Here is a 21,439-nt window from a genome sequence, read left to right as displayed (position 1 = left end):
GTCCAGCTTGAAGCGCGCTCTTGTCACATCCGCGCGGCCAGCTGGATTTCGCACAGGTCCGCATGTATCCCTTTGCTTCAGTCATCAGGTTACACGTGATTTCGTCTGGTATTTCGGATCCCGCCAGAGCTCTCCGGCAATCACCTTTTCAAGAATTTTCGCGGCAGCAATGACATCTTCTTCGTCGAGATAGAGCGGCGTGAAGCCGAACCGCATGATGTCAGGAGCTCGAAAGTCACCGATCACGCCCTTGTCGATCAAGGCCTGCATCGCCGCATACCCATGCTCAAACGCAAAGGACACCTGACTGCCGCGCAATGCACCCTCGCGCGGAGACGCGAGTTTGAGCACCGGACAACGCCGCTCCACTTCGGCAATGAAGCATTCCGAGAGGTCCAGCGACGCCTTGCGGATATCGCTCATGTCGACGTCATTCCACGCGTCGAGTGCTGCATCGAGGATCGATAGCTGAACCACCGGCGGCGTTCCCACACGCAGCCGCTCCGTGGACATGGCCGGACGGTAGCCCGGTTCCATCGCAAACGGTGCTTCATGTCCCATCCAGCCTGCCAGAGCTGGTTCAACGCTTTCGATCAGATCCGGTCGAGCATAAATAAACGCCGGAGCACCCGGCCCGCCGTTGAGATATTTATAGGTGCATCCAACGGCAAACTCCGCCTTGGAACCGGAAAGATCCAGTGGCACCGCACCTGCACTATGCGCCAGATCCCAGATCATTACGGCACCTGCCGCATGAGCCCTTTCCGTGACCTCTTTCATGTCATGAAGACGACCTGAGCGGTAATCGACATGTGTCAGCATCACAGCAGCGACGTCTTCAGAAATATGATCCATCACGTCTTCCGGAGCCGGGGTGCGCAATTCATAGCCCTTGTCGACAGTGCTCATCAGACCCTGGGCCATATAGAGATCCGTTGGAAAGTTGCCCCGGTCCGAAAGGATTACACGCCGCTCAGGACGCATTTTGAAAGCGGCAGCCAACCCCTGGTAGACCTTGATCGACAAAGTGTCGCCGGTCGCGACAGAGCCTTCCGGAGCCCCAATCAAACGGGCAATCCGATCGCCAACGCGTTTGGGCAACGCAATCCAGTCGGCCGTATTCCAGGCCCGGATCAACTCCCTGCCCCACTCTTTCTCGATTACTTCACCCGCGCGTGTCGAGGCCCCTTTCGGCAAGGGACCGAGAGAGTTGCCGTCCAGATAAATGACATCGGCTGGAATATCGAAGAGCTCTTTCTTTGGCAGGCTCATAGCTCACCTCTCAAATGCCAAAGTTCGGGAAAGAGTTCCACTTCAAGCATCCGCCTCAAATAGGCAACCCCGGACGTGCCGCCCGTGCCACGCTTAAAGCCGATGACGCGCTCAACGGTCGTGACATGGTTGAAGCGCCAACGGCGGAAATAATCTTCCATATCGACCAGTTTTTCGCCCAGTTCATAGAGCGTCCAGTAGGTTTCAATGTTCTCGTAAACCTGCTTCCATCGTGCCTGAATTTCGGGATGTGCCTCATGCGGCTTTTCCAGCTGTGGAGCTGGAGCATTGTCCTCATGACCATCCAGTGTTCGGAAAAGCAAGCGAACAACCTCATCATAAAAACTCGGACGGGCAAGTTCTGCAGACAGCTCCTTGTGGATGTCCGGCAAATGCGCATGGGGCTTCAACATGTTCGGATTTCGGTTGCCGAGCACATATTCGATCATGCGGTACTGGTAGGACTGGAAACCCGATGACGGACCCAGTGCTTCGCGAAACAGCGTGTAATCAGCCGGTGTCATGGTGCGCAACACATCCCACTGATTGTTGAGCTGTTCGAATATCCGGCTGACCCGGGCCAGCATCTTGAACATCTTCGCCGTGTTGCCTGTTCTCAAGGCTTCGCGGGCAGCTGCCAATTCATGGATGATCAGCTTCATCCAGAGTTCTGACGTCTGATGCTGAACGATGAACAGCATCTCGTCATGGGCGTTGCTGAGGCAATGCTGCTGCGACAGGAGCGTGTCGATATGCAGATAGTCGCCATAGGACATGGCGTCGGAAAATCCCATCCTGGCGCCGTCTTTTTCCGGATCATAGGCTTTGCTGCTCATGACGCTGTCCTGAGCCGGAACCGCTGGATCTTGCCGCTTTCGGTTTTCGGCAGCGCATCGGCAAAAACAATACTGCGTGGGTATTTGAATGGAGCAATCGTTGCCTTCACGTGGTCCTGCAACGCTTTGATCATGAGATCGGACGCTTCGTGATCAGCTCCAAGGACGACATGTGCCTCTACAATGGCACCCCGGTCTTCGTCCGCGACGCCGATCACGGCACACTCGGCAACGGCTTCATGTGACAGCAAGGCCGCCTCGACCTCAGGTCCGGCAATGTTGTAACCACTGCTCAGGATGATGTCGTCATTGCGCGCGGCGAAATGAAAATACCCGTCCGCATCGCGGGTAAAGGCGTCGCCGGTAATGTTCCAGCCGTTCTGGACATATTCCGTTTGCCGCTCCCCTTTGAGGTACCGGCAACCAGTCGGCCCACGCACGGCAAGCCGCCCGACATCGCCTGCCGGCACCTCGTTACCATCGGGACCGACCACCTTGGCTTCATAGCCCGAGACAGGCCTGCCCGTGCAGGCCGGCCTGTGATCTTCAAACCGGTTGGTGATGAAGATATGCAAAAGTTCTGTCGAGCCAATTCCGTCCAGCATCGGCTTGCCCGTTTTTGCCTTCCATTCCTCATAGACCGGTGCCGGCAAGGTTTCACCGGCAGAAACGGCAGCACGCAACGAAGTCAGGTCCGCCCCTTCATCCATGGCACGCAGCATGGCGCGATAGGCGGTCGGCGCCGTAAAACAGACGGTCGCACGGTATTTTTCGATGATGTCGATCATGTTCGGCGGGGTTGCCGCTTCCAGAAGCGTTGCAGCAGCACCGAACCGCAAGGGGAAGATCGCCAACCCTCCCAGGCCGAACGTGAATGCAAGCGGCGGCGAACCGACAAAAACATCCTGCGGGCCGACATCCAACACTTCCCTAGCGTAGGCGTCCGCAATGATCAGCAGGTCCCGATGGAAATGCATCGTGCCCTTGGGCTCACCCGTTGATCCGGACGTAAATCCAATAAGCGCCACATCGTCCCGGCTGGTGGCGACAGCTTCAAACTGAACCGGTTTTTCCAGGGCCAGTCTGTCGAGCTCGGCATCGTGGTTGGAGGTGCCATCGAAACCGACCACCGTTTTCAAATGTTTGCTGTCCTTCGCGCAGGCTGTCATCTCATCCATCAGCCTTGTGTCGCAAAGCGCATGAGTGATCTCAGCCTTGTTGACATACTTTGTCAGCTCACCAGCCCGCAGCATCGGCATGGTGTTGACGACAACCGCACCGGCTTTGGTCGCCGCCAGCCAGCAGGCCACCATTGCCGGATTGTTGGCCGAACGGATCAGAACCCGGTTGCCGGGCTTGAGCTTCAGATCCTCGACAAGGGCATGCGCCAGGCGATTGGTCCAGTCGGAAAGCTCTTTATAGGTGCGCCGCCGGCCATTGCCGATCAGCGCCGTGTGATCACCAAAGCCCTTTTCGACCATCCTGTCAGTTAGTTCCACAGCCGCGTTGAGATGTTCTGGATAGTCAAAACCATCCAGAAGAAAGTCCGGCCAGGTGTTCATCTCAGGCAAATTGTCCCGCGAGAACGTGTCGATATGAGCAGAATGTTGGAGCATGATCACATTCCTTGTTGTTCGGCGAGGGTCTGTCTGGCGATAACCACCCGCTGGACGTCCGATGCGCCTTCGTAAATGCGCAGGGCCCGGATTTCGCGGTAGAGCCTTTCAACGGATTCGCCTGAGCGAACCCCGTCTCCGCCATGAAGCTGCACAGCCTTGTCGATGACCTGTTGCGCCTGATCGGTCGCAAAAAGCTTGGCCATCGCAGCTTCGCGGGACACGCGCGGGGCACCTGCATCCTTCGTCCACGCGGCACGGTAGGTCAAAAGCGCAGCGGCATCGATATCAAGCGCCATGTCGGCGATATGACCCTGCACCATCTGCAATTCCGCAAGCGGAGAGCCCTGAACATGCCGGCTGGAAACACGCTTGAGTGCCTCATCCAGCGCGCGGCGGGCAAAGCCCAGCGCGGCCGCGGCAACTGTTGACCGAAAAACATCCAGAACCGACATGGCGATCTTGAAACCCTGGCCGGGTTCGCCGATCAGCGCTGATGCAGGAAGTCGGCAATTTGAAAAACGCAGCCTGGCAAGCGGGTGCGGAGCCAGAACATCCAGCCGCTCCACTATCTCGAAGCCGGGCAGTCCGGCGGGGACGATGAAGGCGGAAAGTCCCCTCGCACCAGGAGCTTCACCAGTGCGGGCAAAAAGCGTGTAGACATCTGCAATTCCACCATTGGAAATCCAGGTCTTTTCACCCTCGAGGATAAAATGTTCTCCGTCCCGGGTCGCCGTCATGGTGGAATTCGCAACATCCGAACCCGATTGAGGTTCGGTGAGAGCAAACGCGGAGATCGCCTCGCCTGCACGCGTTTTTGAAAGCCATTCCGATTTCTGGTCAAGGGTACCGAACAGCGAAATCGCGCCGGTGCCGAGGCCCTGCATGGCAAAGGCAAAATCCGCCAGTCCGTCATGACGGGCCAGTGTCTCACGGATGAGACAGAGGCTTCTGACGTCTAGCTTGCCCGCATCCGATGAACTCAGCTTCAGGAAACCGGCATGTCCGAGATCACTGACGAGACGACGGCATGCCGCATCTGTATCGCCATGATCAACCTTTGAAAGATGCGCGCCGGCCCAGCCCTCGAGCTCCGCTGAAAGCGCGCGATGACGATCTTCAAAAAACGGCCAGTTCAGAAAGCTCTTGTCCGCCATCAGTCACCCTCAAACACCGGTTTTTCCTTGGCAACGAAGGCATGGTAAGCCCGGTGGAAGTCCTGTCCCTGCATGCAGATGGCCTGTGCCTGTGCTTCGGCTTCAATGGCCTGCTCAATCGACATGGACCATTCCTGGGCCAGCATCGTCTTTGTCATCATATTGGCAAAGCCAGGACCGGCAGCAATGCGCCGCGCAATGTCTCTTGCTGTCGCAAGCAGGTCGTCCCGCTCGACAACGCGGTTGAAGAAGCCCCAGGCATGCCCTTCCTCAGCACTCATCGACCGCCCGAGATATAGCAGCTCCGCAGCTCGCCCCTGCCCGATGATCCGGGGCAGGATTGCGCAGGCACCCATATCGCAGCCCGCAAGCCCGACACGGTTGAACAGGAAGGCCGTCTTTGCCTCAGGTGTCGCAATCCTGAGGTCCGACGCCATGGAAATGATTGCGCCAGCCCCGGCGCAGACCCCGTCGATTGCGGCGATGACGGGCTTGCCGCAATTGACCATTGCCTTGACCAGATCCCCCGTCATGCGGGTGAAGGCCAGCAGCTCTTTCATGTTCATTTTGGTCAGCGGGCCAATGATGTCGTGAACGTCACCGCCAGAGGAAAAATTACCTCCGTTCGGCCCGAAAACGACTGCCTTGACATCATCATTGTAGTGAAGCTCCCGAAACCAGTCGCGCAGCTCCGCATAGCTGTCGAATGTCAGCGGGTTCTTCCGGTCCGGACGATTGAGCGAGACTTCTGCGATCCCGTCCGCAACCGTGCAATTAAAGTGCTGAACGTCGCTGCGCATGGTCACTTCCCCTCCTCAAGCGCTTCGCTTAACCGGTCGAGGCGGCCGATCATGCCGTCAACGTCCTCAGCGTCGAGGCCACTCAGAATTTCGTCGATCCAGGCCTCATGCACTTCCGCATGCTGTGTGAAGACATCCTGTCCTTTCGGTGTGAGCCGAACAAGGTTGGCGCGCCGGTCTCCGGGCACTGCGACACGCAGGGCCAGACCTTCCTCTGACAGCTTGTCCACGATGCCGGTAATGTTGCCATTGGAGACCCGCAGCATTTGCGAGATCTCGCTCATCTTCAGCCCGTCCGGTGAGCGCGCCAGCGCGGACATCACATCAAAGCGCGGCAGCGTCCAGTTGAACTCATTGCGCAAGCGCCGCCTGATCTCATCCTCAATCAGGCTGGAGGCCTTGAGCAGTTTCAGCCAGAGCCGCAGGCGTGCCTTTGAAACAGATTGCTCTGCTCCATTAAGAGCCGGTTCGTTCATACTTCTCCTCCCGACAAGGAAATGGCCTGTCCGTTCACCGACCGCGCAGCATCAGAACACAGCCACAGCGCAGTTCCGGCAACTTCATCAGTTTCGATGAACCGTTGTTGCGGATTGCCGGCGATAAGAGATGCGCGCGCATCTTCCGCGCTCAGACCCGTCTTTCGAACGATTGTTTCAATCGACCGTTCAAGGAGCGGCGTTTCCACGAAGCTCGGGCAGATCGCGTTGACGGTCACGCCCGTCTGGCCAAACTCAATCGCCAGTGAGCGGGTCAAGCCAATGACACCGTGCTTGGCCGCACTATAGACCGCCACATAGGGATACCCCTTCAGCCCGGCGGTGGAGGCAACGGCAATCATGCGCCCCCAACCGGACGCCTTCATATCGCCAAGCGCGGCCTGCCAAAGATTGGCGACACCAATCAGGTTCACTGCCAGCATTGACTGCATCTGGTCTTGAGACAGTTTTGCGAAAGGCACGCTTTCAACAGCGCCTGCATTGGCAACAGCAACGGAAATCGGGCCGTTTTGCTGCCGGGCTGCGTCCAGTGCCTTCGCAACAGCCTCCGCATCGGTGACATCGCACAGTTGGTAGGAAAGACCCTGCGCCTTCAAAGGTTCCTCACGTCGCCCCAATATCGTAACGCGCGCGCCTTGCCGGTTGAATGCCTGCGCCGTTTCGGCACCAACACCGGAGCCGCCGCCGGTCACGACCACATGTTTGCCTTCCAGTGTCATACCCGGATTGCCTCTGCTTCACGGTCCGCAAGCCGCCAGGCCTGATCGCGCCCGGCAAGATAAGGTGGCTGCCAGACGGCCTGCCGGTCACCGATCTTCGCGCCTTCATGCAAGGTCCAATAGGGATCGGCCAGATGCGGTCTGCCGATGGCGATCAAATCAGCACGTCCCGCCATCAGGATCGAGTTTGCATGATCGGCCTCATAAATGTTGCCGACCGCCATCGTGGTAATGCCCGCCTCATTGCGGATTCGGTCGGAAAACGGCGTCTGGAACATGCGCCCGTAAACCGGCTTTGCCTCCGTGCTGGTCTGACCTGCGGAGACGTCGATCAGATCTGCGCCTGCTTGCTGAAAAGCGCGTGCAATCTCGACGGCTTCTTCCGGTGTTACCCCGTCCTCGCCGGCCCAGTCACTTGCGGAAATGCGCACGGACATCGGCTTGTGTTCAGGCCAGACGCGGCGCATTGCGTGGAAGACCTCAAGCGGATAACGCAGCCGGTTTTCCAGGCTGCCGCCATAGTCATCCGTCCGAATGTTGGAGAGCGGCGATATGAACGAAGACAGCAGATAGCCATGGGCGGCATGCAGCTCAATCATGTCGAACCCTGCCCGCTCCGCCATCTCGGCTGCGGCAACAAATTCTGACTTGATCGCCTCCATATCGGCTTCGGTCGCTTCGCGCGGCACAGCATTTTCTTCAGACCAGGCGAGCGCCGATGCCGATACAAGATCCCAGTTGCCGGACGCCAAGGGCTTGTCCATGCCCTCCCAGCCGATATTGGTGGAGCCCTTGCGGCCTGAATGACCGATCTGGCAACAGATCCTGGCCTCGGTCTCGCCATGCACGAAATCCACCAGACGCTTCCAGGCAGCCTCGTGTTCCGGCGCATAAAGACCTGGACAGCCCGGCGTAATCCGGCCCGTTTCTGAAACACAGGTCATTTCGGTGTAGACGAGACCGGCGCCGCCTTTCGCGCGCTCGCCATAATGGATCAGGTGCCAGTCTGTCGGGCTGCCGTCGACGGCCTTATACTGCGCCATGGGCGACACAACGATCCGGTTCTTCAGCTCCATCTGGCGCAGACGGAACGGCGCAAACATCGGTGCGCGCACCGGCGCATTGTCCGGAACACCGGATGCATGCTGAAACCACTTCTCAGCCGAACGCAACCAGTCCGGATCACGCAGGCGCAGGTTCTCGTGCGAGATACGCTGCGAGCGCGTCAAAAGCGAATAATTGAACTGCACCGGGTCAAGATCGAGATAGCGCTCGACATCCTCAAACCATTCAAGCGAATTGCGCGCTGCGGACTGAAGCCGCAGCACTTCCAGCCGCCGCTCTTCCTGATAGCGTTCGAAGGCTTTTTCAAGGGTCGGTTCGCTGTGAATGAGATCGGCCAGCGCAATGGCGCTGTCAAAGGCAAGCCGTGACCCGGACCCGATGGAAAAATGCGCCGTTGCGGACGCATCACCCAATAGAACGACATTGCCGTGGTGCCACTTTTCGCAAAGCACCCTCGGGAAGTTGATCCAGACCGCCGACCCGCGCAGATGGTCGGCATTCGACATCAGCTTATGCCCGCCAAGATGCGCCTCGAAGGTCTTCCGGCAAGTTTCGACGATCTCTTCTTTCGACATCCCGTCAAAGCCGAAATTGGCGTAGGTTTCCTCGGTACACTCGACAATGAAAGTCGCCGTCTCATCATCGAACTGGTAGGCATGCGCCCAGATCCAGCCGTGCTCGGTCTTCTCGAAGATAAAGGTAAAGGCGTCGTCGAATTTTTGGTGCGTGCCAAGCCAGACGAACTTGCACTTTCTGGTATCGATTTCCGGCTTGAAATGCTCCGCATAGGCGCTGCGCACACTGGAATTGATGCCGTCGCAGCCGACGACCAGATCATAGTCGCGGCGATAGCTTTCAATATCGTCAAACGGCGTCTCAAAGAGCAGTTTGACACCCAGTTCACGCGCCCGCTCCTGAAGCAGAAGCAGCATCTGCATGCGGCCGATCCCGGCAAAACCGTGACCGCCGGAGACTGTGCGCACGCCGTCATGGACCACGGCGATATCGTCCCAATAGGCAAAGTGATCGCGTATGGCTTCAGCGCTTTTCGGGTCATTCGTTGCCAGGTTTTCCAGCGCATCGTCCGACAGCACGACACCCCAGCCAAACGTGTCGCTCGCCCGGTTGCGCTCAACGACTACGATCTCGTGCGAAGGATCGCGAAGCTTCATCGAAATGGCAAAATAGAGCCCGGCAGGCCCACCGCCCAAACACGCCACCCGCATTGATCGCACCTCCCGAGTTTCGAGCGCTCCCGCGCCACGGATCGATACGAGTTAACGTAGCTCAGCTCACAGTTATTTCAAGCTTGAAATTTATAAGATTGAATTATTTTAATCCACTGCTCAACCACAGACATGGTCTTGACCACCGAATGTTTTGGACAAGGGGTATCCGTGGAAACGGAGCACCATGGAAAGTTGGGCCAGAACAAGCGAGGGCAGCGCCTGACAAAGCTCTCAATCAAACCTAGAAGAAAGAAAAGTGAATTATGAGGGATGAGCCAACCTCTTAACGACGCTACGTAAGGTTGAAAAATTCAACTCTTGAAAACTCCGGAAATTCGCCAATTTTGATAATCATGACCGTCCAACAACAATCATAAAGTGCGTATATTTTAATATTTACAACCCGCTCAACAAGTGCAACCGTGCACTCAGAAACACAACTTATTGACGAACATCCGGAAACAGCGGGGGCTGTTTTGATAGAGATTTCTTCTTCGGCTCTTCGCTATTCTCTGAGGCAATTTTAGAGGCGACTGTGGCATTTCTAGTTCGAAAACTGGGTCTTGACTGGCCCGTTACCAACTGCTGGTACGTCGAAAAGACTTGGAAGAACAGCAAGACTGTCGTGGACTGTCCTTTTCGCAATACACAAGTTAAGTCTAAGAGATACACTGAGGAGGTATTTCATGTTTCTTTCATGTAAAATTGGTAAAATTATACTTCTTCCTCACAATAAACCTCCCTTTACTTCAATTTTGACGGTGATTTTATTGGCAATAAATATCAATATTACTTTTGCCCGAAGCAGTAATGAAATACATACCTTAGAAGACGTCGTCAAAAATCATTCAGCAGAATTACTTGGAATGATTGGCGGCCAGGACACTAACGGAATAGATGAAATTTATCCCCCGCTGGAAAACTCAGAGAATTTGTTCGTTGTGTCCGAAATACTCTATGCTGCTGAAGTAAAATTTCCAGGTATTTGTAGATTCAAAAGTCAAAAAGAAAGGAAAGAATTTTTAAATGCTGTTGCAATGGGTCTTTTCTCACCCGAAATGCTTAACGAATTAATGGAAGAAACATGCTTTTCTAAAGTATTTTACTTAAAAAATGAACAAAATTTACTTTTTATCCAATGGGATAATGGCGACACATGGGTTCCAAACCCGGCAAACGGTGAATTTCTATTTGTGAAAATAACCAACGCAACTGATTTCGCAGACTTTGTTAAGCAAGCAAATTCTTATGCCTTGAAAGTAAGTGCTGGAGACTAACATGCCCGCGACAACAGACACCCAAAATCCATCAAGCAAAGCTCTTCTTTTACCAATTAAAGGAAATACTCTTTGGAAAGGCACCATCGAAATTAATTTTTTGGAAAGTAGCAATGTCGCGGAGGTCAATAGATTTCTAAATTCATTGCCAGGATTCTTCTTTCCAAGTAGCAATAGTGTTTCCGCCACTTGGCAATCTGAGATTGAAGAAGCAGCCGATATACTTTCACTCTATGCGGAGAAAATTAGCTTCGATTTCAATAACAACATTGATGCCAACTACATAGTTGGTGACATAGGTTATGGTTTTGGCGTAGCGCAATTGCCTACGTCTGGTGTTTCCGAAGGCGTCATCGGTTTCAACACGAATGATCCCTTTATGGGTAAAACGGCTGAGATAGGTGGCGGAAGCTTGCGTTTGTTCACGTACATTCACGAGCTTGGACACGCACTCGGGCTGGATCATCCCCATCAATCCCACAACGGAACTATCAGTCTTGGTGGAAACGGGCGCAGTCTTCCTGAACCGTACACTATGAAACAAACCGTGACGAGTTACACACTTCCGCCCGGAGTGGGTTGGGATACGGATCATGGTCTGCCGGTTACCCCCATGGCCCTGGATATTGCGGCTTTGCAGGAGCTCTATGACGAAGACACAGACACACACAAAGGATCAACAACTTACAATCTTTTTGCTCCTGCAGATGGCAGCGTACCAATTTTGGATCGCGACGGGAACGACGGCAGCGTTTCAATTGGCCGCGCCTACTACTCCATTTGGGACGTCAACAATGATGAAGTTAGCGATGAGATCGTTTATTCCGGTGCAAATTCAGTACTAATCAACCTAAACGACGCGACTCTTGACACGACTCTGGACCAAACCGGTCAAGACGTTATTGATGATCTAAAGCAATCTGCTGTTTGGGCTCAACTGCATTCAACCCTTACACGCGAGATAGAGGACCCGAATGTTCATTCCGGTGGTTACTTTAGTCAGGTCCTAGATGGGCAAGGGCTTGGTAACGAAGCAATTAAAGGTGGTTATTCTATTGCGAACGGTGTCATTATTGAAAACGCTTCGGGTGGTAGTGGTGCCGACTTGCTCATTGGAAATGAGTTTGACAATGAGCTTAGTGGCGGCGCTGAAGACGATTTCATTTTTGGAATCGGCGGTAATGACACGCTTGTTGGTGGTGAGGGCTCAGACACCCTCGACGGTGGAAAAGGCTACGACGTTGTTAAGTCAGAAAATCAACTCGGCGTGGCGACGGCGATAGGCGTCATTGGAGCTTCGCAATCGGGCGCGGGGGGCTCAGAAAAAGGGGTTGAACTCACCTCCGCAGACAGTGAATTTGGCGGCGATAAACTCTTTAGTGTCAACCTTGTGGAATTGTCGGAATTCGATGATCAGATTTATGTTTGGGACCTGCCCGCTGACGAATTGCAGCGTCTCACGTTCGACATGGGGAAAGGAACTGATAGCGTAAGTTTCTTCAAACCTGATGGCGTCGAACTCTTTAACAATACGCTCGGAGATGATCGCGCACCTTGGGTGGACGGATTGGACCAATCCGAACTTTTCTTCAGCGACGGAAACCGCCTGTTGAAATACGCTGAAGACGCGCTTGCAGCAGCAGGTGAAGATGAGCAAATTCAAACGCAAATAGACAATCACCTACAAAATAATAATGAGTTTGAGGACACCAGGAAGGGGGTGGCATTTTCAAACGTAGAAATCGTCAATTTGACAGATGCTAACGATCGAATAATCAACATTCTTCAACCCGACCAAGTGTCTTTTGAAGTCAATGCGGGCGACGGCGATGATGAAATAGGTATCGTTGGAAGTATTGAAAACACTGACATTAAGGTAAACGGGGGCGAAGGCGAAGATCTTATTCTTGCTATCGCAGGAGGCACTATTGAAGTTTCGGGTGGAGCCGGAAACGATTTTATACTCGTAAACAACCTTAGCGACCCAGCAAACCCCATTACCTTCGAAGCTGAGCGTAACCAGGCGATTGTTGATGCCGGCGCGGGCAATGACGAAGTGCATGGTCAAGGTGCGGCGGAGATCCATCTAGGCGCCGGGAACGACAAATTGAGCGCCGCAGGGGTGGGATCGGTCATTTACACTGGCCCAGGCGGTGCAGACGACATTGATTCAATTAATTTGACGAACGCACGCGGCTCACTAGTTGCGGATGCCGATGGCTACGATCGCATTTACGCGTATGGCTTTTACAATGCTGCAGGTTCCTACCTAAAGCATGTCGATTCCGAGAGCCCTTACCACTACGGTTTGTTTGGATTCTTGAAGTTCGGTGTAAACTCTGCTGGTGAACTTCTCATTGGAGATAAAGACTCAAAGCATGGTGATGAACAGAGTTTCCTCTATGCGGCGAACTTCAACAACTCCATCTCAGGTAACCCTGCTGAGCTGACAGCTGGTATACGCCTTGCCGAGTACTCAACAAAAATGTGGCGGCTTGCAGATGGCGAAGACAGTGCCATTGGTTCCGTACAAGGCTCCAGCATGTGGAGTTTCATCGTCACGTCGGTGAAAGATATCCTGTTCCGCGCAACGGTCGGCGGCGTCGATCCACTTGTCTTTGACCTCGACGGCGACGGACTGGAACTGACCTCCATGGTGACGGGCGTCAGCCCCATGTTCGACATGGATGGCGACGGCTTTGCCGAGCATAGCGGCTGGGTAGCGCCGGATGATGGCCTGTTGACGCTGGATCTGAATGCCAACGGTACCATCGACGATATCAACGAGCTGTTCGGCGGCGTCGGGCAGTCCGGCTTTGAAGCACTGTCCGCCTATGACCTCAACGGCGACGGCAAGATCGACGCACAGGACGCGGTCTATTCAGATCTTCGGATCTGGCGCGATCTGGACAGAGACGCTGAAACCGATGCCGGTGAACTCTTCTCGCTATCTGAACTTGATATTGCATCCATCGATCTGACAGCGACCGATGACGGCAGCCAGAACGCTCTGAATGTGGTGGCCCGCACTGGAAGCTTTACGCGCGGCGACGGCAGCACCGGCACCGTCGGCGACATTGAATTCCGCATCAACAATTACGACACAGTCTATACCGGCGATACGACCATTGCGGCTGATGTTGCGGCCAATATGCCTGCGCTGAAAGGCCATGGTGTCCTGACCGACCTTCAGGTGGCACTCACCCTGGAGGGCCCGGGCGGTCCGCTGGCGCAAACGATCAATGCCGTTCTGCCAACGCTGAATGTCATTGACCGCGACGTGTTGTCCGAGCGTGCCTTCGACATTCTAGACGCCTGGGCGAAAGCACCACCTGCAGCAGAAGGTTTCGGCAGCAATCCGGACGTGCCGGTCCTGATCAGCCGTGCTAGCGGCGAGCTGGAAGTCCTGGATTTTGCTGTCCAGGTGACCGAACAAATCACATTGGAGGACGGGTCGGAAGACACAGTCACCTATTGGAAACTGGCAGGTGGCACCACGATCACCGACGCTGACGGCAACACAATCGACTACCCGAGCTATGACGAGGTTCTGGCAGATCCGGTGAACGGTGCAAATGTGGCCTGGGAAGTCGTCACATCGGCTGAACTTGACTTCGTCGAGCGCTATTTCGGCGAGAATATCCCGGTCGATGATCCGGGAGCATTGACCGGTTCAGCTATCGCTGGCCTCGGCGCGCTTCTGGGCCGAACCGAATTGCTGGTTGAACAGCTGGCGCTGCGCCTTGCGATGCAAGGTGGTCTGGAACAGTATTTTGACGGTGTCGAATACTCTGTTGAAACCGACCGTTTCTCACCGACGACCGACTTTGAACTGATCCCGTTCTTCAAGAAGATCTTCGAAGCGGCACCTCAAGACGCAACCGGCGCTGCAAACTGGCTGGATGCCTGGAAACCGCTGATCGACATACTGCTCTCGGACTATGACCGGCCTGGCGGCAACCGCATTACCGAGCCTTTCATCTTCACCAATGTGGTGGCTGCCTATGAAACCGTTGGACTGCCGGTCAGCCTGGCGGTGGCCGCCGAGAGCCTCGGAGTCTCGCAGGATATCGTTGACTATGGATCGGGTACACGCACCGGCACGGACGAGAACGAAATCTTTTATATGTCCACCGGCGACGACGTGGTGGAGAGCAAAACCGGAAGCGACGTCTTTGTCTTCGGCCAGAATTTCGGCAATGACGTCATCAACGATCTTGAGCAGAGCGCCGACAATTTCGACACAATCCGCTTTGCCCACCTGACATCCGATCAAATTACCGCCGCACGTGATGGCAAGGACCTCATCCTGACCGTCACGGATACTGGAGACAGCGTGCGTGTCGTTGGCCAGTTCCATGACATGCAGTATTCACTCTTCGGTGGCGTTGTTGGGCCGTTTCAGGGGATTGAGGAAATCGTCTTCGCCAATGGCGAAGTCTGGGGCATGGGCGAAATCGCAACAGCCATCTCAAACCCCCTCGACAGCGATGACACCCTGATCGGAACCGATCATGCCGATCTGATGGATGGCGGTGCCGGCAACGACTTTTTGCAGGGTGGTGACAACACGGATATCTATCTGTTCAACGTCGGATATGGCCACGATACAATCCATGACGCACAGGTTGATGTACTCTCACGCGGAGAAGACATTGTTATCTTCGGTGCCGATCTGTCATACGCAGATCTCTCCTTTTACCGTGATGGCGACAGCAACACCCTTGTCATCAACACGACCAGTGGCGACAGCCTGACGATCAACGGTCAGTTCTTCGGTGTCACCGCGCTTGGCGGAGAATTCTGGTTCGACCGGATTGAGTATTTCCAGTTCGAGAACGGCAATGGCGAAAGCCAAGGCTTCGACAACGAACATATCATGGCCAAACTGATCGCCGACGCAAAGACCGACGGCGACGACACGATCTATGGCTTCACCCGTGATGATATTCTCGATGGTGGGGCTGGCGACGACTACCTCTCCGGCGGCAACAAGAATGACACCTATGTCTTTGGCTTCGGATACGGTTCAGACGTATTCGATGAGGGAACCAGCCTCGACCTAAATTTTGAAACCATCGATAAAGTGAAATTCGGAGAAGGCGTCACCGAGAGCGATGTGACGCTGGAACGTGAAGGCGACAGTGCCGATCTGACCGTGAAACTGTCAGACGGCAGCCAGTTCAAAATCCTGCGCCAATTCCTTGGCGACAATATCGCGGGGAATCACTATTTCGCCATCGAGACTTTCGAGTTTGAAGATGGAACAGTCTGGGATCAGGAGTACATCTACAATCACTTCCTACAATCGACCAACGGCGATGACACCATCAATGGTTTCTGGCGGAATGATGTCTTGGATGGCGGAGCCGGCAACGACTATTTGAATGGCGGTGATGGAGACGATACCTACCACTTCGGCTTTGGCTATGGACAAGACGTCGTCTACGACAAGTTTCTTTCGGTCTTCAGCAACGAAAATGACAAGCTGCTTTTCGGTGCGGGTGTTACTGCGAATGACGTCACCTGGTCGCGAAATGGGACTTCAAATGACCTGATCGCAACTCTGTCTGACGGCAGCCAACTGACGATCCAAAGCCAGTTCCTCTATAACAATTTTGGTCACCGCTATTTCGATATCGAGCATTTCGAATTTGCAGACGGGTCAACGATTTCAATCGGTGAAATTCAACAGCAGCTGATCGCAGGCACAGACGGAGACGACACACTTTACGGGTTCGCGTCCGAAGACGTATTTGACGGCGGATTGGGCAACGACACCTACTATGGCGGCGAATACAGCGACACCTACCACTTCGGCATAGGCTACGGCCACGACCGGATCTTCGATGAACAGGTTTCGATCTTTATAGACAACACGGACAAGATTGTTTTTGGCGCGGGGATCTCGACATCGGACGTCTCAATTTCCTGGACTGACGATCACTACCTTGATCTAACACTGTCGCTAAATGCGAACGACAGCATCACGGTTGTTGGCTACAGAGGCTTGGCACCGTTCGATTTCAATGTGGTTGAAGAGTTCCATTTCCAAGATGGCACGGTCTGGGAGACAGACGATCTCATCGCACACTATCTGCAAGGTGTATCGACCAGCGGTGATGATCTGATTTCCGGCTTTACTCTCGATGACACCATTGATGCCGGCGCTGGAGACGACACTGTCTACGGTCGTTATGGCTCTGATACGATCAGAGGAGGTTTAGGTGACGACAACCTTAACGGTGGCAAGCATTCCGATACTTATATCTACGAGTTGGGAGATGGCGCTGATACTATCGCTGAAACCACAAACAACGGTGCTTCCGACAAGCTTCTTCTTGGTGCCGGAATTCTGACATCAGAGGTGACTGTTTCGCGCAGCCCTCAGGTTCTAAATGAGGTTATTCTCACATTTATAGATGGAGGCTCGGTAACGCTCAAACACCAATCCGTTGATTGGTTCGACAGCGGTGTTGAGCTGATAGAATTTGCAGATGGTACAATCTGGACCAGTGAAGACCTTGCTCGAATCTTGGCGGAGAATGCCTGGACAGATGGCGATGATACGATCGACGGCTACACCAACTCAAACGACTATCTCTTCGCAGGCGCTGGAAACGACACTGTCTTTGGCTATTCCGGTGAAGATATACTCACTGGCGGGTTGGGCAATGATACGCTCGACGGTGGCAAAGATTCCGACGTCTACCGTTACGATCTTGGTGATGGCGCGGACACCATCATAGAGACCTATAACAACGGCACTGCCGATCGGCTGGTTCTTGGTCAAGGCATCCTTCCAGGAGAAGTCACTCTCGTTCGCGGAACGAGTGATTTGAACGAAGTCACACTATCGTTCACCGACGGCGGCTCGGTTCTGTTGAAGCACCAGCTGGGCGAATTCTTTAACAGCGGTGTCGAAGAGGTTCAATTTGCCGACGGCACGATCTGGACCCGTGCCGACCTGCGCTCGATGATCCTGGCACAAGAGACTACAAATGGAGACGATGTCATCAATGGCTTCGGTGTTGTCGACACTATCAATGCCGGTGCTGGCAATGACACTGTCGATGCCGGCGGTGCGGACGACATCCTCACCGGAGGATTAGGCAACGACGTTCTGAATGGCGGAGATGGCTCAGACACGTTTGTCTACAATCTCGGTGATGGCGACGATATCATCCATGAGCTTTTCAACAATGGTGCCACCGACAAGCTGGTTCTCGGAGATGGAATTGTTGCTGGCGAGGTCACGCTGACGCGCGGTGTAAGTGAGCTGAATGACGTCATACTAGGTTTCGTCGATGGTGGATCGGTCCATTTGAAGGACCAGCTGGACGACTATTTCGACACTGGTGTTGAGCAAATCGAGTTTTCCGATGGCACGATCTGGACACGTAGTGACCTGCGTCTGCAGCTTCTGGCACAGGCAGAAACATCTGGTGACGACATCATTCACGGCTTTAATGTCGATGATGTGATTGATGCTGGTGCAGGGAATGACAGCATAAAGGGCGCTTCAGGCGAAGACATAATCACTGGAGGCCTTGGTGATGACCTTCTAGAAGGCGGCAAAGGTAGTGACGTTTACCACTACAGTCTGGGCGATGGCTCGGACACGATCACTGAAGGCTATAATCAGGGCTCTGCCGACAGGCTGGTCTTTGGTGCTGGGATTACGCTGCAATCCGTCAAGATCGTACGACCCGGTGCGGGCGCTCAAGATGCTTTGCTACTGCTGTCTGACGGATCGATAATCACACTGACAGAACAATTCCTTGCCTCCTCCGAAAAAGGCATCGAGGCGATCGAATTCCAGGATGGGACCGTTTGGTCACAAACGGACATCGAGACGACCGCAATCATTAATGCAAAACCTCAGGCAGAAGCCGATACATTCGATCTTCTCCACGACGGATCGTCTGCCATTGAATTGCAGGCGGCCGACATTCTTGCAAATGACATTGATGATGGCGTGCTCACAATTATTTCTGCCACGATTGACGGAAATGGCACAGTCGAACTATTGCCCTCAGGCAATCTGAGCCTCCTCCCCGATGAAGGCTTTGAGGGAGATATAGTAATCTCCTATGTCGTCAGCGACGGTGACTTCACCTCAAGCAATACGATCACTGTTTCGTTGTCTTCCTTCGATGATCCGGCAACAGATGATACTGTTACGGGCACCAGTGGGTCTGACACCCTTGAAGGCTTTAGAGGCGACGACACGCTCAGCGGGGGTGGCGGCAACGACACTCTGATTGGCGGTTTGGACAACGACACTCTGCACGGCAATGCAGACAGCGACACCTATGTCTTCACCAGAGGCGATGGCGTCGATACGATCGACGACAATGGCTATCGTTCAACAGACAAGCTCGTTCTGCACGGTTATACACCAGGAGAAGTGATCGTCTCTCGCGATGGCATCTCCGACACGGCCATTTTGACCTTTGTCGGGACCAGTGACCAAATCACTTTGATCGATACCCTTGATGGCAGTTATCAGGATGAAATCGAGCAGATCGTCTTCGACGATGGAACGGTTTGGACCATGGACGATTTGCGGGCGAGTGTTCTGACTCCTGTACAAACCGACGGTGATGACTTTGTCCATGGCTTCGGTAGCACAGATGAAGTGATCGACGGTGGTCTTGGCGACGATGTAATCGAAGCCGACGGTGGCAATGACACGCTTATTGGCGGTCTTGGAAACGACACGCTGAGGGGTGAAGGAGGTTCGGATACCTATGTCTTCACCAGAGGCGATGGCGTCGATACGATCGACGACAATGGCTATCGTTCAACAGACAAGCTCGTTCTGCACGGTTATACACCAGGAGAAGTGATCGTCTCTCGCGATGGCATCTCCGACACGGCCATTTTGACCTTTGTCGGGACCAGTGACCAAATCACTTTGATCGATACCCTTGATGGCAGCTATCAGGATGAAATCGAGCAGATCGTCTTCGACGATGGAACGGTTTGGACCATGGACGATTTGCGGGCGAGTGTTCTGACTCCTGTACAAACCGACGGTGATGACTTTGTCCATGGCTTCGGTAGCACAGGTGAAGTGATCGACGGTGGTCTTGGCGACGATGTAATCGAGGCCGATGGTGGCAATGACACGCTTATTGGCGGTCTTGGAAACGACACGCTGAGGGGTGAAGGAGGTTCGGATACCTATATCTTCACCAGAGGCGATGGCGTCGATACGATCGAAGACAATGGCTATCTCTCAACAGATCGCCTCCTTATTCACGGGTACAGCCCCGACGAAGTCACGATAACAGTCGAAAGCAGCACAGATTCAGCCATTCTAACTTTTGAAGGTACCAGCGACAGGATCACGATTGTCAATACACTTGGAGGAAGCGGCCAAGATCAAATTGAAGAAATCGTGTTCGATGACGGCACCATCTGGACACCGGCATACTTGAACGGAAACGCAGCTCCTGATCCGATTCAGGGAACTCACGGCGCGGACATTCTGCAAGGATCCAATGAAGCCGACACATTCATTGGTGGACTAGGTGACGACAGCCTTTACGGCAAACAAGGGAGCGACACCTATCGTTATGGCTTGGGTGATGGGTCAGACTTTATTGATGATGAGGATGGGTCGACTCAGTCAATTGACACACTTGTTTTGGAAGGCATCGATTCAACCGAAGTAGAACTAAGCAGGTCTGGTGTAGATGCAGTACTAACAGTACTCGCCAATGGCGAAACAATTACTTTCGACGAACAGTTTTATGACAACCGTCACTTCGGTATAGATCGTATCATTTTTGCAGACTCAGTAGTTTGGGACCGTGCTGATATTCAGTCTAACATTTGGTACCGAGGAACTGGCGGGGCAGATTCATTGCATGGAACAAGTGCGGGCGAGCATATCGCAGGCGGACTTGGCAATGACAATTTGTTCGGCCGCGAAGGTGGTGACACTTATCACTATGCGTTAGGTGATGGCACCGATTACATTGATGATGAAGATGGATCAACAGATGCCGTCGATATACTGAGACTGAAAGATATTAACTCATTCGATGTTGAACTAAGCCGTTCTGGTGTACACGCTGTTCTTACAATTCTTCCGACTGGCGACACCATCACTTTCGACGAACAATTCTACGACAGTCGCCACTTCGGCATAGACCAAGTTGTGTTTGCCGATAATGTGATCTGGGATCGTGCGGATATTCAAAGCAAATCATGGATTCGCGGCACTGATGGGGATGACACGGTGCAAGGCACCGGTAGTGCAGATCAGATTTCTGGAGGACTTGGTAGCGACAGTCTGTTCGGCAATAGTGGAAGCGACATTTACCATTATTTCCTGGGAGATGGATCCGATTTCATCGACGACGAAGATGGATCAACAGCTTCTGTCGATGTTTTACAGCTCTGGGATATCAACTCATTTGATGTTGAAATGACCAGATCGGGAGTCGACGCAATTCTGACAATTTTGGCGACTGGTGACACCATCACCTTTGACGAACAATTCTACGACAGTCGCCATTTCGGAATTGAACAGATTTCGTTTGCCGATGCAGTCACGTGGAATAGATCCGAAATTCAGTCAAACTCCTGGTTTCGTGGAACTGCGAACGCAGAAGCTTTGAATGGTACTGCAGCAGACGAATACTTTCACGGTGGCAGTGGTTCCGACATACTCAATGGCGGGGCTGGATTTGATACTTTTGTCTTCCGGTTCGGTGAAACCGGGATAGATACCATAGTCGACTTCGTGGCGGGCACAGGAACTGACGATGTGGTTCAGTTTGAATTTGCGTTGTTTTCCGATCTGGCAGGAGTGTTAGCAGCCTCCACCGATGACGGTGTAGACACCACAATTCAAGTTGACGCCAATGCCAGTATCATCCTGAACAATGTTTTGGTGTCCGAATTGCATCAAGATGACTTTCAGTTCGTGTGAAAACGACTACTGAGACTAACCCG

The 21,439-nt window shown here is 53.6% G+C and carries 11 protein-coding genes; 2 read left to right on the top strand and 9 right to left on the bottom strand.

The window, feature by feature from the left end; genetic code table 11:
- Window positions 1-84: 84 nt before the first annotated feature.
- Genes kynU through FIV00_RS07830 form a run of 8 tightly spaced genes read right to left on the bottom strand, consistent with a single transcriptional unit; the run spans window position 85 to window position 9,188 of the window.
- The gene (gene kynU, locus FIV00_RS07865; RefSeq protein WP_152500226.1) at window positions 85-1,272 is read right to left on the bottom strand and encodes a kynureninase; all 1,188 of its coding nucleotides are present in this window, start codon (window positions 1,270-1,272) and stop codon (window positions 85-87) included.
- A complete protein-coding gene (gene kynA / locus FIV00_RS07860) occupies window positions 1,269-2,108 on the bottom strand; it encodes a tryptophan 2,3-dioxygenase (RefSeq protein WP_152500225.1) in 840 nt (279 codons plus the stop codon). The genes kynU and kynA overlap by 4 nt, the downstream gene beginning before the upstream one ends.
- Window positions 2,105-3,724, bottom strand: a complete 1,620-nt coding sequence (locus tag FIV00_RS07855; RefSeq protein WP_152500224.1) for a benzoate-CoA ligase family protein — start codon at window positions 3,722-3,724, stop codon at window positions 2,105-2,107. Before FIV00_RS07855 ends, kynA begins: the two co-directional genes overlap by 4 nt.
- Before the next feature lie 2 nt (window positions 3,725-3,726).
- Window positions 3,727-4,881: an acyl-CoA dehydrogenase family protein gene (locus FIV00_RS07850; RefSeq protein ID WP_152500223.1), complete on the bottom strand. Its 1,155-nt coding sequence runs from the start codon at window positions 4,879-4,881 to the stop codon at window positions 3,727-3,729.
- The gene (locus FIV00_RS07845) at window positions 4,881-5,681 is read right to left on the bottom strand and encodes an enoyl-CoA hydratase family protein (protein ID WP_152500222.1); all 801 of its coding nucleotides are present in this window, start codon (window positions 5,679-5,681) and stop codon (window positions 4,881-4,883) included. The genes FIV00_RS07850 and FIV00_RS07845 overlap by 1 nt, the downstream gene beginning before the upstream one ends.
- Window positions 5,682-5,683: 2 nt before the next feature.
- A complete protein-coding gene (locus FIV00_RS07840; RefSeq protein ID WP_152500221.1) occupies window positions 5,684-6,157 on the bottom strand; it encodes a MarR family winged helix-turn-helix transcriptional regulator in 474 nt (157 codons plus the stop codon).
- Window positions 6,154-6,897, bottom strand: coding sequence for an SDR family NAD(P)-dependent oxidoreductase (locus FIV00_RS07835; RefSeq protein ID WP_152500220.1), 744 nt, complete (start codon window positions 6,895-6,897; stop codon window positions 6,154-6,156). The genes FIV00_RS07840 and FIV00_RS07835 overlap by 4 nt, the downstream gene beginning before the upstream one ends.
- Window positions 6,894-9,188 (bottom strand): bifunctional salicylyl-CoA 5-hydroxylase/oxidoreductase, encoded by a 2,295-nt coding sequence (locus tag FIV00_RS07830; protein WP_152500219.1) that lies wholly within the window; start codon window positions 9,186-9,188, stop codon window positions 6,894-6,896. The genes FIV00_RS07835 and FIV00_RS07830 overlap by 4 nt, the downstream gene beginning before the upstream one ends.
- A gap of 689 nt (window positions 9,189-9,877) precedes the next feature.
- Between FIV00_RS07830 and FIV00_RS07825 the strand changes: the two genes are divergently transcribed.
- Window positions 9,878-10,468 (top strand): hypothetical protein, encoded by a 591-nt coding sequence (locus FIV00_RS07825; RefSeq protein WP_152500218.1) that lies wholly within the window; start codon window positions 9,878-9,880, stop codon window positions 10,466-10,468.
- A 226-nt stretch (window positions 10,469-10,694) separates the two neighbouring features.
- On the opposite strand, the gene FIV00_RS07820 is transcribed toward FIV00_RS07825, so the two are convergent.
- A complete protein-coding gene (locus FIV00_RS07820) occupies window positions 10,695-10,934 on the bottom strand; it encodes a hypothetical protein (protein ID WP_152500217.1) in 240 nt (79 codons plus the stop codon).
- A 69-nt stretch (window positions 10,935-11,003) separates the two neighbouring features.
- Here FIV00_RS07820 and FIV00_RS30070 point away from each other — a divergent pair, with 69 nt between their 5' ends.
- Complete coding sequence (locus FIV00_RS30070) at window positions 11,004-21,416, top strand: calcium-binding protein (protein ID WP_209006855.1); 10,413 nt, start codon at window positions 11,004-11,006, stop codon at window positions 21,414-21,416.
- The last annotated feature ends 23 nt before the right edge of the window (window positions 21,417-21,439 follow it).

Source organism: Labrenzia sp. THAF82, assembly GCF_009363435.1.
In the GTDB taxonomy this organism is placed as follows: Bacteria; Pseudomonadota; Alphaproteobacteria; order Rhizobiales; family Stappiaceae; genus Roseibium; species Roseibium porphyridii.
Note: the sequence above shows the minus strand (reverse complement) of the source record. Positions and strands in the feature narration are given on the sequence as shown.

Excerpts from the sequence above, each read along its gene's own strand:
- FIV00_RS07830 (WP_152500219.1), bottom strand. The coding sequence starts at position 9,188 with ATGCGGGTGGCGTGTTTGGGCGGTGGGCCTGCCGGGCTCTATTTTGCC.
- FIV00_RS07850 (WP_152500223.1), bottom strand. The coding sequence starts at position 4,881 with ATGGCGGACAAGAGCTTTCTGAACTGGCCGTTTTTTGAAGATCGTCAT.
- FIV00_RS07855 (WP_152500224.1), bottom strand. The coding sequence starts at position 3,724 with ATGCTCCAACATTCTGCTCATATCGACACGTTCTCGCGGGACAATTTG.
- kynA (WP_152500225.1), bottom strand. The coding sequence starts at position 2,108 with ATGAGCAGCAAAGCCTATGATCCGGAAAAAGACGGCGCCAGGATGGGA.
- FIV00_RS07825 (WP_152500218.1), top strand. The coding sequence starts at position 9,878 with ATGTTTCTTTCATGTAAAATTGGTAAAATTATACTTCTTCCTCACAAT.
- kynU (WP_152500226.1), bottom strand. The coding sequence starts at position 1,272 with ATGAGCCTGCCAAAGAAAGAGCTCTTCGATATTCCAGCCGATGTCATT.
- FIV00_RS30070 (WP_209006855.1), top strand. The coding sequence starts at position 11,004 with ATGAAACAAACCGTGACGAGTTACACACTTCCGCCCGGAGTGGGTTGG.
- FIV00_RS07820 (WP_152500217.1), bottom strand. The coding sequence starts at position 10,934 with ATGATCCAGCCCGAGTGCGTGTCCAAGCTCGTGAATGTACGTGAACAA.
- FIV00_RS07845 (WP_152500222.1), bottom strand. The coding sequence starts at position 5,681 with ATGCGCAGCGACGTTCAGCACTTTAATTGCACGGTTGCGGACGGGATC.
- FIV00_RS07835 (WP_152500220.1), bottom strand. The coding sequence starts at position 6,897 with ATGACACTGGAAGGCAAACATGTGGTCGTGACCGGCGGCGGCTCCGGT.
- FIV00_RS07840 (WP_152500221.1), bottom strand. The coding sequence starts at position 6,157 with ATGAACGAACCGGCTCTTAATGGAGCAGAGCAATCTGTTTCAAAGGCA.